Raw genomic sequence first — 16,910 nt, 5'->3', positions numbered from 1 at the left:
TCCTGCCATCTAACGAAGCACCTGTGCTCGGTTGAGCACGATCAGCGGTGCCGCTAGGGTCAAGTGAGATCGACCGCCCCGGGGCACAGCCGACGGGGCTCAATGTGAAGGAGCCACCCATCGTGCGCATCGGCGATTCCGCGGGACTGCTGGAACTGTTGGACCTCGCGAAGGAGGGTGCCCGCACCGACGAGCACATCTTCCTCGGCAGCTCTCCGGAGCAGCCGCACCAGCGCGTTTTCGGCGGTCAGGTCCTGGCTCAATCCATCGTGGCGGCCGCCGAGACCGTCGACGCCGGGCGTCATGTGCACTCGATGCACGGCTACTTCCTGCGCCCCGGGGACGCCGCGAAGCCGATCACCTTCGGCGTCCAGGAGCTGCGCGACGGGCGGTCCTTCTCGGCCCGCCGCGTCCACGCCTACCAGGACGGGCGCCCCATCCTCTCGATGATCGCGTCGTTCCAGGCCGACGCCGACGGACTCGAACACTTCGAGCCCATGCCGGAGGGCATTCCGGCGCCGGAGTCCCTGCCCACCACCGCCGACCTCCTGGGCAAGATCGACCATCCGGCAGCACAGGACTGGGCGTTCAACCGGCCGTTCGACGTCCGCCACGTCCAAGAGCCCATCTACGTCAATGCCCCGGGCCCCGGCGACCTCTCCCCCACGAACGCCGTCTGGCTGAAGACGTTCGGCCCGATGCCCGACGACCAGTCCCTGCAGCGGGCCGCCCTGGCCTACGCGAGCGACTACACCATTCTCGAATCGGTCCTGCGCCGCCACGGCGTCTCGTGGGTGACGCCGGGGATGAGCGTCGCCAGCCTCGACCACGCCATGTGGTGGCACCGCAGCGTCCGGGTCGACGAGTGGCTGCTCTACGTGCAGGAGAGCCCGAGCGCGTCCGGAGCGCGAGGCCTGGGCCAGGGCCGTATCTACAGCCGGGACGGCCTGCTCGTGGCCACCGTGGCGCAGGAGGGCATGGTCCGCCTGCCCGATTTCTCCTGAGTTCAGAGGCCGCGTTCCGGCCCGCTGAGCGGGTGTGAACGCCTCGGGGCCGGGCCCGCGCCTCTGGAATCAGAGGGTGCGGACCCGGCCCCGGGTTTCGGGCTCTCGGCCCAACGATGCTCCTAGCCGCGGGTCAGGCGGCGGTGCGTGACGCGGTGCGGCTTCGCCGCGTCCGGTCCCAGGCGCTCGATCTTGTTCTCTTCGTAGGACTCGAAGTTGCCCTCGAACCAGTACCAGTTGGCCGGGTCCTCCTCGGTGCCCTCGTACGAGAGGATGTGGGTGGCCACACGGTCCAGGAACCAGCGGTCGTGGGAGACGACCACGGCGCAGCCCGGGAACTCGAGGAGGGCGTTCTCGAGGGAACCGAGGGTCTCGACGTCGAGGTCGTTGGTCGGCTCATCGAGGAGCAGCAGGTTGCCGCCCTGCTTGAGCGTGAGGGCCAGGTTCAAGCGGTTGCGCTCGCCACCCGAGAGGATGCCGGCGCGCTTCTGCTGGTCCGGGCCTTTGAAGCCGAAGGCCGAGACGTACGCGCGGGACGGCATCTCGACGTTGCCCACCTTGATGTAGTCGAGCCCCTCGGAGACGACTTCCCACAGCGACTTGTCCGGGTCGATGCCGGTGCGGTTCTGGTCGACATAGGAGGTCTTGACGGTGTCGCCGACCTTGAGGTCGCCGTCGTCCAGTTCCTCCATCCCGACGATGGTCTTGAAGAGGGTCGACTTGCCGACGCCGTTCGGGCCGATCACGCCGACGATGCCGTTGCGCGGCAGCGTGAAGGACAGGTCGTCGATGAGGACGCGGTCGCCGAAGCCCTTCTTGATGTCCTTCGCCTCGATGACGATGTTGCCCAGGCGCGGCCCCGGCGGGATCTGGATTTCCTCGAGATCCAGCTTCCGGGTGCGCTCCGCCTCGGCCGCCATCTCCTCGTACCGGTTGAGTCGGGCCTTGGACTTGGTCTGCCGGCCCTTGGAGTTCGAGCGCACCCAGTCGAGTTCCTCGCTCAGGCGCTTGGCGAGCTTGGCGTCCTTCTTGCCCTGGACGGCCATGCGCTCTTTCTTCTTCTCCAGGTACGTGGAGTAGTTCCCCTCGTACGGGTGAAGACGGCCGCGGTCGACCTCGCAGATCCACTCGGCGACGTGATCGAGGAAGTAGCGGTCGTGGGTCACTGCCAGGACGGCGCCCGGGTAGGACGCGAGGTGCTGCTCGAGCCACAGGACGGACTCGGCGTCGAGGTGGTTGGTCGGCTCGTCGAGGAGCAGCAGATCCGGTTTGGACAGCAGGAGCTTGCAGAGCGCGACACGACGACGCTCACCACCGGAGAGGTGCGTGACGTCCGCGTCGCCCGGCGGGCAGCGCAGGGCGTCCATGGCCTGCTCGAGCTGGTTGTCGAGGTCCCACGCGTCGGCTGCATCGATGTCCTCCTGCAGCTTGCCCATCTCCTCCATGAGCGCGTCGAAGTCGGCGTCGGGATTCGCCATCTCCTCGGAGATCTCGTTGTAGCGCGTGATCTTCCCGTAGATCTCGCCGACACCCTCCTGGACGTTGCCGAGGACGGTCTTCTCCTCGTTGAGAGGCGGTTCCTGGAGCAGAATGCCCACAGAATAGCCCGGGGACAGTCGCGCCTCGCCGTTCGAGGGCGTGTCCAGCCCGGCCATGATCTTCAGGATCGTCGACTTGCCGGCACCGTTCGGGCCGACGACGCCGATCTTGGCACCGGGGAAGAACGACATGCTCACGTCGTCGAGAATGACCTTATCGCCAACGGCCTTGCGGGCCTTGGACATGGTGTAAATGAATTCCGCCATGCGTCCAAGGCTAGTCGGTGCGCGGGCATTGTTCACAATGGGACCCCGCGCGGCCCTGCCGGGGTCCCGCCGCCGGCGGCCGGCGACCAGACCCCGGAGGGTTCAGGCCGCCTGCCGGACGTCCAGGTCGCCATGCCCGTCGCCGCCGTCCTCCTGCTCGTCGTCCAGCTCGGCGTCTCGTGCGCTCCCGTTGCTCGGGGACACGAAACCGGTCCCCCAGTCCCCCGTCGACGCAGCCGGGTCCGGCGACTGCCCCGCGCTCTCCGCTTCACCGCTCCCATCCCCCGGAACCGAGGGCGGCGGGTCCGCCGGGGCGGACACGGGACCGGGCTGGCCGTCGCCCTCGCCCAAGGGCGGCTCGGCCGCCACCCCACGGAAGAAGTTCACGTATCCGCGGGTGAGGTCCACGCCGACGTGGTCGGCCTCGATTTCCGAGAAATACGTCCATTTCGGCTCGGCGTCGGTCCCCTGGTTGACGCGCCGGTTGCGGATGCGCCCGTGGATGACGACGGCGGCGCCCTTGCCCAGCGAGACGGCGACGTTCCTCGCCTGGTCCCGGAAGACGACAATTCGGTGCCAGTTGGTGTGACCGTCCTCCCACTCCCTGCTCGCCCGGTTGAACCGGCGCTCCGTCGACCCCACGTTGAACCGTGCGACCGGAACGCCGGTCCTCGACGAGTACTTGGGATCGGCACCCAGGTTGCCTTTGATCGTGACGAAATCCGTCATTGCCCTTCCAACTCCTCCGTTGATTCCTCAACCGGCGCCTGCGAGTTCCACATGGTGCGGTGCCGCCCCGGCCTGTCCTACCAGTCTGGAAAGGGAGGGGCCCGCCGTCTCCACCCGCGGGGTCCTCTGTGGACAACCCGTGCGTGCGGCGCAGCTGTGGACAGCGGGTCCGAGGTCATTTCAGTGCGCACCGTACCGGTGACTAGAATGGTTGCGGCGCCTTGTTGAGCGCATGCCCCCGTAGCTCAGTTGGATAGAGCAGCAGCCTTCTAATCTGCCGGTCGCGCGTTCGAGTCGCGCCGGGGGCACGGTGAAGCTCCAGCCGGTCCCGCCCGCGCGGTCCCGGCTGGGGCTTCACCCAGTTCTGAGCGCCCCGCCGCGCAGCCGCACGTGCACCCGGGAGCCGAGCCCCGCCGGGACCCATAAGAAACTTCCGCGGAATAATCTGCCCTCGGCGCCCGATGACCCGGGTCGACGCCTGCTTGGCCGAAACAGCGGAGGCCGCGACGAGTCGCAGGCCCTTCAGCCTCTTCACACTTTTTCCCCAGTTCCCCGGTATATCCTTGGTGGCACAGAGTTTCCGGTGCCTGAGCAACAAAGCACGGAGCTCGCCCGCCCCGCACACCCCGGAATAGATGGAGGAACCACGTGACGACGACGCCGCCGACTGCGCCATCGACACCGGCTCCTCCGACACCTCCCACCGCGGGACCAGCCTCCTGGCGAAACGCGGTTCTAGCGGTTTTCGCCCTCTGCGGCTTCGCGACGGCCTCGTGGGTTTCTCGTATTCCGGCCGCCCGCGACAACCTCGGCCTCACCACCGGTGATGTAGGAATGCTCCTCTTCGGGGGCGCCGCCGGTGCGATCGTCGGCTTGACGCTGGCACCGTTGTTCCAGCGGCTGCTCGGTGCCCGCCGCGGCATGCTCTACGGCCTGCTCGGCATGGCCGCCATGACGGCGGTCCTGGGGGTGGCCACGGAGAGCCACAGCACGTTCGCACTGGCGACTGCCGCACTCGTCGGCCAGAGCTTCGCTTTCAGCATCACCGACGTCATCATGAACGTCGAGGGCGCCGAGCTGGAGCGCAGCGTCCGCAAAACGCTCATGCCGCTGCTCCACGCCTTCTTCAGCCTCGGAACCATCGCCGGAGCCCTCGGCGGGGCCGGAGCGGCCGCGGCCGGAATACCGATCTCGGCGCATCTGGCCGTCGTCGGCTCTTCCGTCGCAATCGCCTCCGCCGGCGTCGTGCGCTTCATTCCACGCCTGCCCTCCGTGGACCGGGAACCGCAGACGAAGCAGACCGGTCCGGAGCGGCTGGCGCGATTGGTCAGTCTGCTGCGCGACCCCCGGCTGGCCTTCATCGGCCTCCTCGTCGTCGGCATGACGCTGACCGAGGGCGCCGCCAACGACTGGATCGCTCTGGGGACCGTCGACGGCCACGGCCTGTCCCAGGAGACCGGGGCACTCGTCTTCGGGGCCTTCGTCACGGCCATGACGATCGGGCGGATGCTCGGCGGCCCGATCATCGACCGGTTCGGACGCGCCAAGAGCCTGACCTGTCTCGCCTTCTTCGGCCTCTCCGGACTGATGTTGTTCATTCTCGCCGAGAGCTTCTGGCTCGTCGTCATCGGCGCCCTGCTGTGGGGCGTCGGCGGATCCCTCGGGTTCCCCATCGGCATCACCCTGGCAGCGGACCACCCCACCCATGCCACCGAACGCGTGAGCGCGGTGGCCATCTGCGGATACTTCGCGTTCCTCGTCGGCCCCCCGGCCCTTGGCCTGCTCGGCGAGCACTGGGGCGTACTCAACGCCCTCTACGTGGTGGCAGGCCTGCTGGCCGTGTCCCTGCTCGCGATTCCGCGGGCGGCACGCCCGACCCGGGAGACCGTGTCGGGCTCGTAGCCGCTGCGCCGCACAGCGGCAACGCGGGCACGGGTGGGAAGTCTCTCACCGACTGATTTCATCGCGGCGTCCAATTTCCGTTCATACATTGGTAACCTTGGAAGGTCCCGCGGCGATACGCCGCGCTCTGAAGGTTTCCGGGCCGACCCAGCAGGTCGCAGCCGGAGCCCTCCTATCAGTTTCAACGCCAACGTTCTGCGTGCAGTCAACGCGCCCAAAAATCGCCAAGGAGTGTCGCCCCTTCATGACAGCTGTTGCCACGGAAACATCGACCCCGTTGTGGGACCGTCGTTACGAGGAGCACATCGCTCCTGTCAACCGCATTCTCGATGAGACGGCAGCTCTGCGCCCCGACTTCTCGGTGAGCTACGTGGATCCCGTTCATGATGTGGACCAGGCGAAGATCGTCTCCCTCTACTCGAACGTCGGCGTGGCCGACGCGTCCGGCCTCATCACGGCCGGGGACTCGGAAGCAGTCACCCGCCAGCTCGGCCTGCATTGGCAGCTGGGACTTCGCCCGGAGTACGTGATCCCGTGGAACGTGTACCCCTGGCACGCCCCCAATGAGCCCAACGGCCGCCTCCAGCCGCCGCAGATCCGCAGCGGGCTCAAGCCGCTGCTGCGGATGCTCAAGGTCGTCGAACGGACGTCCGTGCTCGTCGCCCACGGCACGGAGGCGCACCGGCTCGCGGACCTGCTGCTGAAGACGGAGAACCCGCTTCTCTGGCGTCGCGGTTTCAAGGTCTACAAGGTCAAGTCATTCGGCGGCCGGGCGTTCGCCGGAGCGCCGGAGCGCCAGCACGCCAACCTCGAGGAGATCCGCAACGCGTATCAGGACTCCATGGCGAGGACGGGTATCGCCATCCCGCGCTAGTCCCGCCGCCTGGGACGAACGCGTCTACGGCCGCTGCAGCTGTCCAGCTGCAGCGGCCGTACGCGTTTCTCACGGCAACCGCCGCTCCCCCACGTGCCGTCGCTTGACGATGTGACTGCTCAGCGGCGCGAAGAGCCGGGCGGTCTTCGGGTCGACCAGCATGATGTAGGCCAGGTAGACGACGCCGCCCAGCGCGGCGATCACCTGCACCAGGAGCTGGTTGATCCACTGCGCCACGCTCACCTGCTCGATGACGACGAGCAGGACCAGCACCATGCTCAACGCGTACCAGAGGCGGGCAAGGCGTCCCCCGTACTGCCGGTACGCCGCGAACAGCGGCGCGAGCCACAGCAGGTACCACGGCTGGATGATCGGGGCGAGGAAGACTGCAGCTGCCAGGGCGAGCCCGCAGGACAGCAGGGCCTCGTGCGCGGGGCGCCGGAACGCCCACCAGAAGGCGAGGGCCACCGCGAGGTAACGGAAGAAGGAGAAGACGCCGCCCGCCACGGTCATGGTGTCCGCGCCGAACAGCGAGGCGATCCACCCGATCAGCAGCCCGAGCAGGCCGATGGGCGCATAGGGGAAGGCGGCCGATCCGGCGGTGGCCATCGCCGTGATCCACCCGAACCAGAGCCCGGTGGCACCGCCGATGAGGGCGAGCGTCGCGGCTGCGACGCCGCCGGTGAGTATCCAGACGCGCATCTTCTGCCAGAGGGTCACTGCCGCCGAGTCCCTGCTGTCGCGGGCACGGAGCATGGCGAGCCCCACGAAGGGCAGGGCCAGCACGACGATGGGCTTGATGGCGATCGCCACCGAGACCCAGACGACGCCGAGGACCCGCTGTCCGCGGGCGACGCAGAGGAAACCGAGCAGCAGCCCGCCGATCATGACGGCGTCGTTGTGGACGCCGGCGACCATCGTGACCAGGAAGAACGGGTTGGCGATGCACACCCACGTGGCCCAGCCGGGGTCCGTGCCGTGGGCCGCAGCGAGTCGCGGAAGGGCATAGAGGCAGGCGAGGACGCCGGCCACCGCCAGAACCCGCAGGATCAGCACGCCCCACTCCGGCACGCCCCCGGTGACGAAGTAGGTGGCACGGGCGAACAGCAGGAACAGCGGGCCGTACGGCGACGGCGACTCGGACCAGAGGCTGTCCGCGCCTTCGGCGTACCACCCGGGGAGCTGCGACACCCAGTTCTCGTACGGGTTCAGCCCCTGGTGCATCAACCGCCCCTGCGCGAGGTAGGAGTACACGTCGCGGCTGTAGATCGGAAAGCTCAACAGCATCGGCGCCGACCAGGAGAGCACCGCGCGGCGCACGGCGACCATGCCGGCCTGACCGGCCATGATGCGCTGCCCCAGGCGCAGCCAGGCGCGGCACAGGAGCATCGAGCCGAGCGCCAGGAGCAGGGAGCAGACGAGGACGACCCACGTCTCGGCCCGCAGCATGTTGAGCGTGGCCGCCCGGGCGAAGATCGACTCCTGACTGGTCGCGAGCCAGCCCACCCCCCACGAGCCGACGAGGATCATGATGCCGGCCAGGAGCCCCTGGGCGAGGACGACGTGGACGTCCGCTTCGGGACCACCGGTGAGGTGGCGGAGGATCGGCAGACGGGACAGCCGTCGTCGTAGTGATTCCAGCCCCCCGGTCAGGCCCGGAAACGGGACCTGGGGCGGCTGGGACGGGTCCGTCGGGGCGGGGAGGCGCGCCACGCTAGCCCGCCTTCCCGAAGCGGAACCGGCGGGGCAGCCTCAGCGTCTTCCAGAACTCGACGAAGATCAGCCGCGTCTTCGGGTCGAAGAACGCGAGGTAGGCCATGAAAGCCCAGGAGATGAACGTCGCCAGCTGCTGCAGAAGGGGCTTGATATCGCCCAGGAACTGCCAGACGAAGAGCTGGTCGGCGACGCCGTAGGCGATGAAGAACGCCACCGTGAAGTAGACCCAGATGGTCTGCCAGTCGTCCCGGATGCCGGAGGCCGCGAAGAACGGCAGCAGCCACAGCAGGTACCAGGGGTGGATGACCGGGGAGAGGACCACCAGCGCGGCGAATGCCAGGACCATCCGCTGGACGATGTGCCCGTGGCTGCCCTTGAACATCAGCAGCAGCACGATCGCGACCGAGGCCAGGCGGCCGATGAGTTTCAGCGTGGGCAGCACCCAGGAGGTTTCGAGACCGAGCGGGCCCAGCGTGCCGTGCAGGAAGTTGATGAGGATGCCGATCGGCGAATAGACGCTGTACCCCGTGCCGGTCGTGAGCATCACGGTCAGCCAGCCCAGGCCGTACCCGTTGACGTAGCCGATGACCACCATCAGCCCGAGCCCGATGGCGGCGGTGTAGGCCCAGTAGACGAACCTGCGCAGCCACGACGCGCCGGGGCCGGCCCACAGGAGGCCGATGAACGGCAGCAGGACCATGGTGATCGGCTTGATGCCGATCGACGCCGTGATCAGCAGAACGCCGCGGATGCCGCGGCCCGTCGCCGCGAAGTACGTGCCGGCGACCGCGAGCCCCACCATGAGCGCGTCGTTGTGGGCGCTCGCGATGAACGAGATCAAAAAGAGCGGGTTCGCAACGGTGATCCACGTGGCCTTCGCCCCGGAGACGCCGTGCAGCGCCGCGAGCTTCGGCGTGTAGACCATGCAGAGCACGACGCCGGCGTAGGCCGCGAGCCGGAACAGGATGATCGCGAGGTCTGGGTTGTCGCCGGCGATCATCATCACGAGATGCTCGACGTTCAGGAACAGCGGTCCGTACGGCGTGGTCGACTCGGACCACATCGTGTCGGTGCCGAGCTGGAACCAGTTCGAAATGGTCGAGATGCCCTGCTGGTAGGGGTCGTGCCCGGCCTCCACGAGCCGCCCCTGGCCGATGTAGGCGAAGACGTCGCGGCTGAAGATGGGCACGCAGGCGAGCAGCGGCAGCCCCCACGCCCAGCAGGCGCGGCGAACGGCGGCCAGCGACCCCTCGGGCCAGCCGCGCAGCTTCTGCCCGAGCCGCAGCCACGCGCGGAACATGATCCAGCAGCCGATCGTCATGGCCGCCGTCGAGGCGATGACGCCCCACGACTCGGTGCGCAGCGAGATCAGCAGCGGCATCCGGTTGAGCGGCGAGACGGAGGCCAGCCACCCGATGCCGAGCGAACCGGCGACGACGAGGATCGATCCGATGCTCCCCTGGACCATTGTGCGGGTCAGCTTCGGCAACGCAGTCCGGTCGGCAGTGCCGGGTTCGGTCACGTTCACGCACGTTCCTTCGAGTCGGGACGGTTCGGATCCTGCGGCCGCGCATTTCGGGCGCACGCGGGGTTAATCAATGCCCTAGATCCTAACATCGGCGCACCGATCCCCGGGGAGGAACCACCCGCCGTCGGCTTCGCCTGCGTCACGTCGGGCACCCCCGGAGCCTATGCTGGTCGTATCCGGTTTCCGCCTTGTCAGGAGCGTCATGGGCCGCCACGCCTCAAGCACCCCGGACGGCACGCGCCGCCCGTCCCGCCCCGCGGGCGTCCACGCCCTGCTGGGCTGGGGGCTCTTCGCCGCGCTCGTCATCGGCATCGCCGGACCGCGCCTCGGTCTGTCGCTGGGGGAATCCGTGGCAGCCAGTGCGACGACGGCCGTCGCCTTCGCGCTCCTCTGGCTCGTCTCGCTTCCCGCCGCGCGGTCCAGACGCCGCCGGTAGCCTGCGGGAGGTAGATTGGGACCGTGCCTATTTCTGCAGAGAACATCGTGTGGATCGATTGCGAGATGACCGGACTCGACCTCGGAGCCGACGCGCTCATCGAGGTCGCCGCGCTCGTGACCGATCCTGAACTGAACATCCTCGGCGACGGGGTCGACGTCGTCATCAGACCATCGGACGAGGCCCTGGCCCAGATGGGCGACTTCGTCCGGAGCATGCACACCGACTCGGGCCTGCTCGAGGTCCTCGCCGACGGCACGTCGATGGAGGACGCCACGAGCCGGGTGATGGCGTACATCCGCGAGTGGGTACCGGAACCGAACAAGGCCCAACTGGCGGGCAACACCGTGGGCACGGACCGGAACTTCCTCGCGCGCGACATGCCGGAGATCATCGAGCACCTGCACTACAGGATCATCGACGTCTCCACGATCAAGGAGCTCGCCCGGCGGTGGTACCCGAAGGCCTTCTTCCAGGCCCCGGCCAAAACGGGCGGGCACCGCGCCCTCGGCGACATCCGCGATTCGATCCAGGAGCTGCGCTACTACCGCCAGGCCGTCATGGTGCCGGCACCCGGCCCCGACAGCAAAACCGCCCAGAAGATCTCCCGCGCGATCGTGGCCGAGAACGGCGGCGACAACAGCTCCTCCACGACCTAACCCCGGGTGTGGCGCACCTCACACTCTTCCGATTAGGCCGTCGAGGCGTGAATGTGTGTAAGATGGTGTGCGTTGCCCGGACGGCGGGAGGCGAAAACCTCACGCCGGACTTGCACAGCGCCCCAGCACTGCAGACGTAGACTTCGGTTTCGGATGCACGCGCAGGAGCCGCAATGGTGGGTATAGCTCAGTCGGCAGAGCGTCTGGTTGTGGTCCAGAAGGTCGCGGGTTCAAGCCCCGTTACTCACCCCGAAGAAGCCGCCCCGGTCACCACCGGGGCGGCTTGTTTTTTGCCCGCCGAGGAGGAGACCCATGGCCGTTCGACCGATCGTGATCTACGGCGACGACGTTCTGCACCACCGCGCGCAGGAGGTCGCCGAGTTCGACTCCGGGCTCCGCGCCCTCATCCAGGACATGTTCGACACCCAGGACGAGGCCAACGGCGTCGGCCTGGCCGCCCCGCAGGTAGGAATCGGCCTGCGCCTCTTCACCTACGAGTTCCCCAACGAGGACGGCGTCCCGGCGCGCGGCGTCGTCGTCAACCCGCGGCTGACCCTGTCGAAGGTCTCGGGCGCGCAGCCGGACCCGGACGAGGAAGCCGAGGGCTGCCTGTCGGCACCGGGCCTCTCGTTCCCCCTCAAGCGCGCGGAGTACGCCCGCGTCGAGGGCTTCGACGGCGACGGGAAGCCCCTGTCCTTCGAGGCCACCGGCTGGTTCGCGCGCGTCATGCAGCACGAGTACGACCACCTGGACGGGTTCCTCTACGTCGACAAGCTCAACGAGAAGTGGGGCCGGCGCTGGAAGAAGGCCAAGAAGCAGCTCGACTGGGGCGTCGCCGGCAACACGTGGCTGCCGGGCGTGGATCCGGACCCGTTCGGCCACTAGCCGGGTACGGCAGAGGCCGGGTCCCGATCATCTCGATCGAAACCCGGCCCCGTGCTGCGCCCTACAGTGCGACGGCGACTTCCGCGTCGACGACCGGGAAGGCCCTCGGGTGGGTGCCGGCGAGTTCCTCGACGACGCGGATCACCTGGCAGGAGTAGCCGAACTCGTTGTCGTACCAGACGTAGACGACGGCGTTCTTGCCGTTGGCGATCGTGGCCAGGCCGTCGACGATTCCGGCGCGGCGCGAACCGATGAAGTCCGTCGAGACGACCTCGGGCGAGTCGATGTAGTCGATCTGCTTGTGCAGCGCGCTGTTCAGCGACGTCTGGCGGAGGTAGGTGTTGACGTCCTCCTTGGTCGCGTCCTTCTCCAGGTTCAGGTTCAGGATGGCCATGGAGACGTCCGGCGTGGGGACGCGGATGGCGTTGCCGGTGAGCTTGCCCTCGAATTCGGGCAGCGCCGTGGAGACGGCCTTGGCCGCCCCCGTCTCGGTCAGCACCATGTTCAGTGCGGCGGAGCGGCCGCGACGGTCGCCCTTGTGGAAGTTGTCGATCAGGTTCTGGTCGTTGGTGAACGAGTGGACCGTCTCGACGTGCCCGTGGACGACGCCGTACTCGTCGTTGAGGGCCTTCAGCACGGGGGTGATGGCGTTCGTCGTGCAGGATGCCGCGGAGACGACCTTGTCGTCGTCGGTGATGTCGCCGTGGTTGATCCCGTGCACGATGTTCTTCACGTCGCCCTTGCCCGGTGCCGTCAGCAGGACCCGGGCGACGCCCTTGGACTGCAGATGCTGCTCGAGGCCCTCGCGGTCGCGCCACTTGCCCGTGTTGTCGACGACGATCGCGTTGTCGATGCCGTACTCGGTGTAGTCGACCGCGGACGGGTCGGACGAGTAGATGACCTTGATCAGGGTGCCGTTCGCCTGGATCGTGTTGTTCTCCTTGTCCACGGTGATGGACCCGTCGAACGGGCCGTGGACGGAGTCGCGGCGCAGCAGCGACGCGCGCTTGACCAGATCCGTCTCCGAGCCCTTGCGCACCACGATGGCGCGCAGCCGCAGGCCGTAGCCGCCGCGCTCGATCAGGATGCGGGCCAGCAGGCGGCCGATGCGGCCGAATCCGTAGAGGACGACGTCGCGCGGCTCCGCCTCGGAGGCGCCGGCGGAACCGACGATGTCTCCGAACTCGGCCTTCAGGAAGTCGGAGAGCTCGGCGCCGTCGCCGGTCTCCTTGTACTTCCGTGTCAGCTTGGCGAGGTCGATCGACGAGGCACCCAGATTGAGGCCGTCGATGGCCAGCAGCAGCGGATACGTCTCCTCTAGCGGGAGCTCCCTGCCGTCGTTGTGGCGGGCGATGCGGTGGGCCTTGAGAATGTCGACGGCCGACTTGTTGATCAGCTTGCGCCCGTAGATGGAGGTCACCACGTTGTTCTTGCGGTAGAGACGCCCGATGAGCGGGATCATGGCCTCGGCGAGTTCTTCGCGTCCGCTCCACTCGGAGAGGGCCGCTGCAGACTGCTGGGTCACTAAATGTCCTTCCTTCGCACCGGCCGTGGATCCGCTGGCCGGCTGGCACCGTGTAAGCACCATTGCAGATACGGTTCGCGGGGTGTCAGGATCTTTCCCCGATGGAGCCTCATTGCTCCTCACCGTCCATCATATGTGGCCCGCCGGCGGCTGGGGGACCACAAGTCGTGAGGATCATCACAATCCGGGGCGGCGCAGGGAGATGGTGTGGACGGGACAACCTGTACGCCGGGTTTTGTGCCTGCCGCGGTTGCCCGACTGGCAGGTGACGATCATCCATCTAGGCGCACCGTTGCCGGTGCGCTCGAGCGGCCTACCCGGCTGCTGGGGCGGACCGCCTCATGCACAGCCTGTCTGGCCTTGCTCCGGGTGGGGTTTACCGAGCCGACCCAGTCGCCTGGGCCGCTGGTGGTCTCTTACACCACCGTTTCACCCTGACCCGCCGCGAACGGCGGGCGGTCTGTTTTCTGTGGCACTGGCCTGCGGGTTACCCCGAGTGGGCGTTACCCACCACCCTGTCCTGTGGAGCCCGGACGTTCCTCGAGCCGCCTCAGGCGGCGCGCGATCGTCCAGTTGTCCCGTCCAAGCTTCCAGTCTAACCCGGCCATGGGGGTGCACGACGACGCCGCGTGCCGCGCGTGCCCGGCGAATCGCTGGCGCCCCGCGCGCCCGATACGATGCTAGGCGTGCTCATCCTCCTCCCGCCTTCCGAAGGCAAACAACCGGCCGCGACGCAGACTCCTTTTCACGCCGAGAACCTCTCGTTCAGCGCGCTCACCGACGCCCGTCTGACGATGATGGCGGCCCTCGCCGAGGCCTCGGGCGGCGACGACGCCCACTCCGTCCTCGGCGTCGGCGAGTCCCTGGCGCACGAGCTCGAGCGCAACCGGCGCCTCGACAACGAGCCGGCGGCGCCGGCCCACACGATCTACACGGGCGTGCTCTACGAGGCGCTCGGCTACGAGGTCCTCTCCCCCGCCGCGCGCCGGGCCGCGGACGAGTCGATCGTCGTCGTCAGCGCCCTCTGGGGCGCCGTGGGGTTCGCGGACGCCATTCCCGCCTACCGCCTCTCGATGTCGGTCAAGCTCCCGGCACCCGCCGGCGCGCCGATCGGCCGCCTCGCCTCGTGGTGGAAGCCGCGACTCAAGCCCGTGCTGGACGAGCGCGCCGCTGACAAGCTGGTCATCGACTGCCGTTCCAGCACGTACGCCGCCGCGTGGGCGCCGCCCGCCGGCACCTCGGTGACAGCCGGCGTCGTGCAGGTCCGCAACGGACAGCGCAAGGTGGTCTCGCACTTCGCCAAGCACACGCGCGGCCAACTCATCCGGCACCTGCTGACCCGGCCCGGCCCCGCACCGGCCACGCCCGATGAGCTGCTTGCGGCCGCCCGGGAACGCTGGGAGGCTGAGCTCACGCCCGGCACCGCGCGCAAGCCCCACCAGCTGACCATCGTGCTGCCGGAGGACCACTCGTTCGCGCGCACCTCGGAAGGGACCCCATGACCGACCAGACTGTTTCCACCGCCCTCGGGGCGATCGCCGACTGGCCCGTCGACAACGCGGCGGCCGCGGTCGTGGGCGACGACGGCACCCGGTTGGGGTCGGCGGGCGATGTCACCCGGCGCTTTCGGCTGGCCTCGGTGACGAAGCTGCTCTCGGCGTATGCCGCGCTGCTGGCCCTCGAGGAGGGCGCGCTCGAGCTGGAGCAGCCGGCCGGCCCCGAGGGGGCCACGGTGCACGACCTGCTGGCGCACACTGCGGGCTACGACTTCGGCAGCCGCGATATCAAGGCGGCACCGCGGACCCGGCGCATCTATTCGAACGCGGGGTTCGAGGTGCTCGGCGAGACGCTCGAGACGGAGACGGGCATGACGTTCGCCCAGTACCTCGACGAGGCCGTCCTGCAGCCGCTCGGGATGTCCTCGACGTCGCTCGAGGGCTCCCCCGCCGCCGGTGCCGTCTCCACGGTCGAGGATCTGGAGAAGTTTGCGGCCGAGCTCATGGCGCCGCGCCTCGCCGCGCCCCAGACCCTCGCCGAGGCGGCGAGCGTGCAGTTCACCGGGCTGGCGGGGATCCTGCCCGGGTATGGCCGGCAGCAGGACAACGCCTGGGGTCTGGGCTTCGAGATCAAGGCGAACAAGACCCCGCACTGGACGTCCGCACTGAATTCCGCGGCGACGTTCGGGCATTTCGGGCAGTCCGGCACGTTCCTGTGGGTCGACCCGGAGCTGAAGGTCGCCTGCATCGCGCTGGCCGACCGCGACTTCGGGACGTGGGCCGTCGACGCCTGGCCGCCGTTCTCCACGGGTGTGGTCCAGGCCCTGAGCTGAATCAGCCGGGCGCGCGGTGATCCACAGCGCCGGCGCGTGACGGCGTCGTGCTGCAGATCAAACGTCCGAGGGGTTCACCCGATCAGCTGATCGGGTGAACCCCTCGGGCGTTGTCGCAGGATGAACCGGCTGGATCAGCGCCACATGCCGCGGGTGTCGATCACGGCCTTGCCGGCGAGGGCCGACCGGTCGATCGACTTGAACTGCGCGTGGTCGACCAGCAGCAGGACGATGTCCGCCTGCTCGATGGCGTCGTCGGTGGAGACCAGCTCGGCGTTCGCGAGGCCGGAGAGCTGCTTCGGCATCTCGTCGATGTGCGGCTCGACGATGAGGAACCGGGCATCGCCGAACTCGGCGCCCAGGCGCTGGGCGATCGAGATCGCCGGGGACTCGCGCAGGTCGTCGATGTTCGCCTTGAACGCGAGGCCGAGCACGGCCACCTTCGGGGTGCCGTCCACCTGGGCGACGGCCTTCTCGACCTGCTCGATGACCCAGCCCGGCTTGCTGTCGTTGGTCACGCGCGCCTGGTGGATCAGCTTGGCCTCCTCCGGAGCGCTCGAGACGATGAACCACGGGTCGACGGCGATGCAGTGGCCGCCGACGCCGGGGCCCGGCTGCAGGATGTTGACGCGCGGGTGGTGGTTGGCGAGCTCGATGAGCTCCCACACGTTGATGCCCAGCTTGTCCGAGATGACGGAGAGCTCGTTGGCGAACGCGATGTTCACGTCGCGGAAGGAGTTCTCGACCAGCTTGGCCATCTCCGCGGTGGTGGCGTCCGTCAGCAGGATCTCGCCCTCGCAGAACGTCTGGTAGAGGTCGCGGGCGGCCTCGGCCGCGGCCGGGGTGATGCCGCCGACGATGCGGTCGTTGGTGACCAGCTCGACCATGACCCGGCCCGGCAGGACGCGCTCCGGGCAGTGGGCGACGCGCAGATTGTCGATCGTCAGGTCCTCGCGCAGGCCGAGGATGTGGTCCGCGAGGTGCTGGGTCGCGCCGGGAGGGGACGTCGACTCGAGGATGATCAGCTCGTCGCCGACGAGCTGGGGCGCGATGGCGGAGCCGGCGGCCTCGATGTAGGACAGATCAGCGGTCTTGTCATCGTTGAACGGGGTCGGCACGGCGACGATGTAGGCGTCGGCCTTCGGCGTCTCCAGGGAGGCCGTCAGCGTCCCCTCCGACACGGCCCTCGAGACGTGGCCGCCCAGATCCGGCTCGACGAAGGGAACCTCGCCTCGGCTCACCGCTTCGACGGTCTTCGGGTTGACGTCGACGCCGACGACGTCGACACCGTTCGTGGCCAGAATCGCGGCGGTGGGCAGGCCGATGTAGCCCAACCCGATGACCGCGACGGTCTTGATTTCCGCCATAGAGGCTTCCTCACCTGTTCTCTGTCTTGCTGTCGATTGGTCGGAGCGAACCACCCGGAAGGGTCGAATTGATTCACCGCACGGCACCGCTGGCGGCCCGTGAACCGAAGATACGCGTAGATGCGAAATCGCGAGCCGTCCGCCACTCCGC

General features: G+C 68.3%; 14 protein-coding genes, 2 tRNA genes and 1 other RNA gene. 10 read left to right on the top strand and 7 right to left on the bottom strand.

The window, feature by feature from the left end; all coding sequences use genetic code 11:
• Positions 1-104 precede the first annotated feature (104 nt).
• Entirely contained in the window at positions 105-1,004 is a 900-nt protein-coding gene (locus IE069_RS03180; protein WP_189348665.1) for an acyl-CoA thioesterase, read from the top strand.
• Between the two features lie 122 nt (positions 1,005-1,126).
• Here IE069_RS03180 and ettA read toward each other — a convergent pair whose 3' ends face one another.
• On the bottom strand, positions 1,127-2,809 hold the full coding sequence (gene ettA / locus IE069_RS03175; protein WP_189348664.1) for an energy-dependent translational throttle protein EttA: 1,683 nt from the start codon (positions 2,807-2,809) through the stop codon (positions 1,127-1,129).
• A 102-nt stretch (positions 2,810-2,911) separates the two neighbouring features.
• Positions 2,912-3,538 carry a single-stranded DNA-binding protein gene (locus tag IE069_RS03170; protein ID WP_189348663.1) on the bottom strand — a complete coding sequence of 209 codons (627 nt, stop codon included), beginning with the start codon at positions 3,536-3,538 and terminating at the stop codon, positions 2,912-2,914.
• Positions 3,539-3,772: 234 nt separating this feature from the next.
• Here IE069_RS03170 and IE069_RS03165 point away from each other — a divergent pair.
• From IE069_RS03165 to IE069_RS03155, 3 genes are all read left to right on the top strand, one after another.
• Positions 3,773-3,846, top strand: a tRNA-Arg gene (locus IE069_RS03165).
• A 526-nt stretch (positions 3,847-4,372) separates the two neighbouring features.
• Positions 4,373-5,440 (top strand): MFS transporter, encoded by a 1,068-nt coding sequence (locus IE069_RS03160; RefSeq protein WP_189348662.1) that lies wholly within the window; start codon positions 4,373-4,375, stop codon positions 5,438-5,440.
• Positions 5,441-5,684: 244 nt separating this feature from the next.
• Positions 5,685-6,314, top strand: a complete 630-nt coding sequence (locus IE069_RS03155) for a uracil-DNA glycosylase family protein (protein WP_189348661.1) — start codon at positions 5,685-5,687, stop codon at positions 6,312-6,314.
• Between the two features lie 69 nt (positions 6,315-6,383).
• Here IE069_RS03155 and mptB (IE069_RS03150) read toward each other — a convergent pair whose 3' ends face one another.
• The gene (mptB, locus tag IE069_RS03150) at positions 6,384-8,027 is read right to left on the bottom strand and encodes a polyprenol phosphomannose-dependent alpha 1,6 mannosyltransferase MptB (RefSeq protein ID WP_189348660.1); all 1,644 of its coding nucleotides are present in this window, start codon (positions 8,025-8,027) and stop codon (positions 6,384-6,386) included.
• A 1-nt stretch (position 8,028) separates the two neighbouring features.
• The gene (gene mptB / locus IE069_RS03145; protein WP_229790908.1) at positions 8,029-9,558 is read right to left on the bottom strand and encodes a polyprenol phosphomannose-dependent alpha 1,6 mannosyltransferase MptB; all 1,530 of its coding nucleotides are present in this window, start codon (positions 9,556-9,558) and stop codon (positions 8,029-8,031) included.
• Between the two features lie 202 nt (positions 9,559-9,760).
• Here mptB (IE069_RS03145) and IE069_RS03140 point away from each other — a divergent pair, with 202 nt between their 5' ends.
• The 4 genes from IE069_RS03140 (at position 9,761) to def (ending at position 11,538) form a co-directional block, all read left to right on the top strand.
• Positions 9,761-9,994, top strand: a complete 234-nt coding sequence (locus tag IE069_RS03140; RefSeq protein ID WP_189348659.1) for a hypothetical protein — start codon at positions 9,761-9,763, stop codon at positions 9,992-9,994.
• Positions 9,995-10,017: 23 nt separating this feature from the next.
• The gene (orn, locus tag IE069_RS03135; RefSeq protein ID WP_189348658.1) at positions 10,018-10,653 is read left to right on the top strand and encodes an oligoribonuclease; all 636 of its coding nucleotides are present in this window, start codon (positions 10,018-10,020) and stop codon (positions 10,651-10,653) included.
• Between the two features lie 176 nt (positions 10,654-10,829).
• Positions 10,830-10,902, top strand: a tRNA-His gene (locus IE069_RS03130).
• A 63-nt stretch (positions 10,903-10,965) separates the two neighbouring features.
• The gene (def, locus tag IE069_RS03125) at positions 10,966-11,538 is read left to right on the top strand and encodes a peptide deformylase (RefSeq protein ID WP_189348657.1); all 573 of its coding nucleotides are present in this window, start codon (positions 10,966-10,968) and stop codon (positions 11,536-11,538) included.
• A gap of 61 nt (positions 11,539-11,599) precedes the next feature.
• Here def and IE069_RS03120 read toward each other — a convergent pair whose 3' ends face one another.
• Positions 11,600-13,063, bottom strand: coding sequence for a glyceraldehyde-3-phosphate dehydrogenase (locus tag IE069_RS03120; protein ID WP_229790907.1), 1,464 nt, complete (start codon positions 13,061-13,063; stop codon positions 11,600-11,602).
• 208 nt (positions 13,064-13,271) lie between these two features.
• Positions 13,272-13,644: RNase P RNA component class A (gene rnpB, locus IE069_RS03115), an RNA gene on the bottom strand.
• A 105-nt stretch (positions 13,645-13,749) separates the two neighbouring features.
• On the opposite strand from rnpB, the gene IE069_RS03110 reads away from it, so the two are divergent.
• Together IE069_RS03110 and IE069_RS03105 are read left to right on the top strand one after the other, a co-directional pair.
• Positions 13,750-14,565, top strand: coding sequence for a YaaA family protein (locus IE069_RS03110; protein WP_189348655.1), 816 nt, complete (start codon positions 13,750-13,752; stop codon positions 14,563-14,565).
• Positions 14,562-15,392, top strand: a complete 831-nt coding sequence (locus IE069_RS03105; protein ID WP_189348654.1) for a serine hydrolase domain-containing protein — start codon at positions 14,562-14,564, stop codon at positions 15,390-15,392. Before IE069_RS03110 ends, IE069_RS03105 begins: the two co-directional genes overlap by 4 nt.
• A gap of 134 nt (positions 15,393-15,526) precedes the next feature.
• On the opposite strand, the gene wecC is transcribed toward IE069_RS03105, so the two are convergent.
• Positions 15,527-16,759: a UDP-N-acetyl-D-mannosamine dehydrogenase gene (wecC, locus tag IE069_RS03100; protein WP_189348653.1), complete on the bottom strand. Its 1,233-nt coding sequence runs from the start codon at positions 16,757-16,759 to the stop codon at positions 15,527-15,529.
• Positions 16,760-16,910 lie beyond the last annotated feature (151 nt).

The sequence above is a fragment of the Zhihengliuella salsuginis genome (assembly GCF_014651715.1).
Lineage (GTDB): Bacteria > Actinomycetota > Actinomycetes > Actinomycetales > Micrococcaceae > Zhihengliuella > Zhihengliuella salsuginis.
The sequence above is the reverse complement of the archived record's forward strand: the minus strand, read 5'-3'. Positions and strand labels throughout refer to the sequence as shown.

What these genes read in the sequence shown, in the direction of transcription:
- wecC (WP_189348653.1), bottom strand. Translation starts at nt 16,759, where the DNA reads ATGGCGGAAATCAAGACCGTCGCGGTCATCGGGTTGGGCTACATCGGC.
- IE069_RS03155 (WP_189348661.1), top strand. Translation starts at nt 5,685, where the DNA reads ATGACAGCTGTTGCCACGGAAACATCGACCCCGTTGTGGGACCGTCGT.
- IE069_RS03170 (WP_189348663.1), bottom strand. Translation starts at nt 3,538, where the DNA reads ATGACGGATTTCGTCACGATCAAAGGCAACCTGGGTGCCGATCCCAAG.
- IE069_RS03140 (WP_189348659.1), top strand. Translation starts at nt 9,761, where the DNA reads ATGGGCCGCCACGCCTCAAGCACCCCGGACGGCACGCGCCGCCCGTCC.
- IE069_RS03160 (WP_189348662.1), top strand. Translation starts at nt 4,373, where the DNA reads ATGCTCCTCTTCGGGGGCGCCGCCGGTGCGATCGTCGGCTTGACGCTG.
- def (WP_189348657.1), top strand. Translation starts at nt 10,966, where the DNA reads ATGGCCGTTCGACCGATCGTGATCTACGGCGACGACGTTCTGCACCAC.
- IE069_RS03105 (WP_189348654.1), top strand. Translation starts at nt 14,562, where the DNA reads ATGACCGACCAGACTGTTTCCACCGCCCTCGGGGCGATCGCCGACTGG.
- ettA (WP_189348664.1), bottom strand. Translation starts at nt 2,809, where the DNA reads ATGGCGGAATTCATTTACACCATGTCCAAGGCCCGCAAGGCCGTTGGC.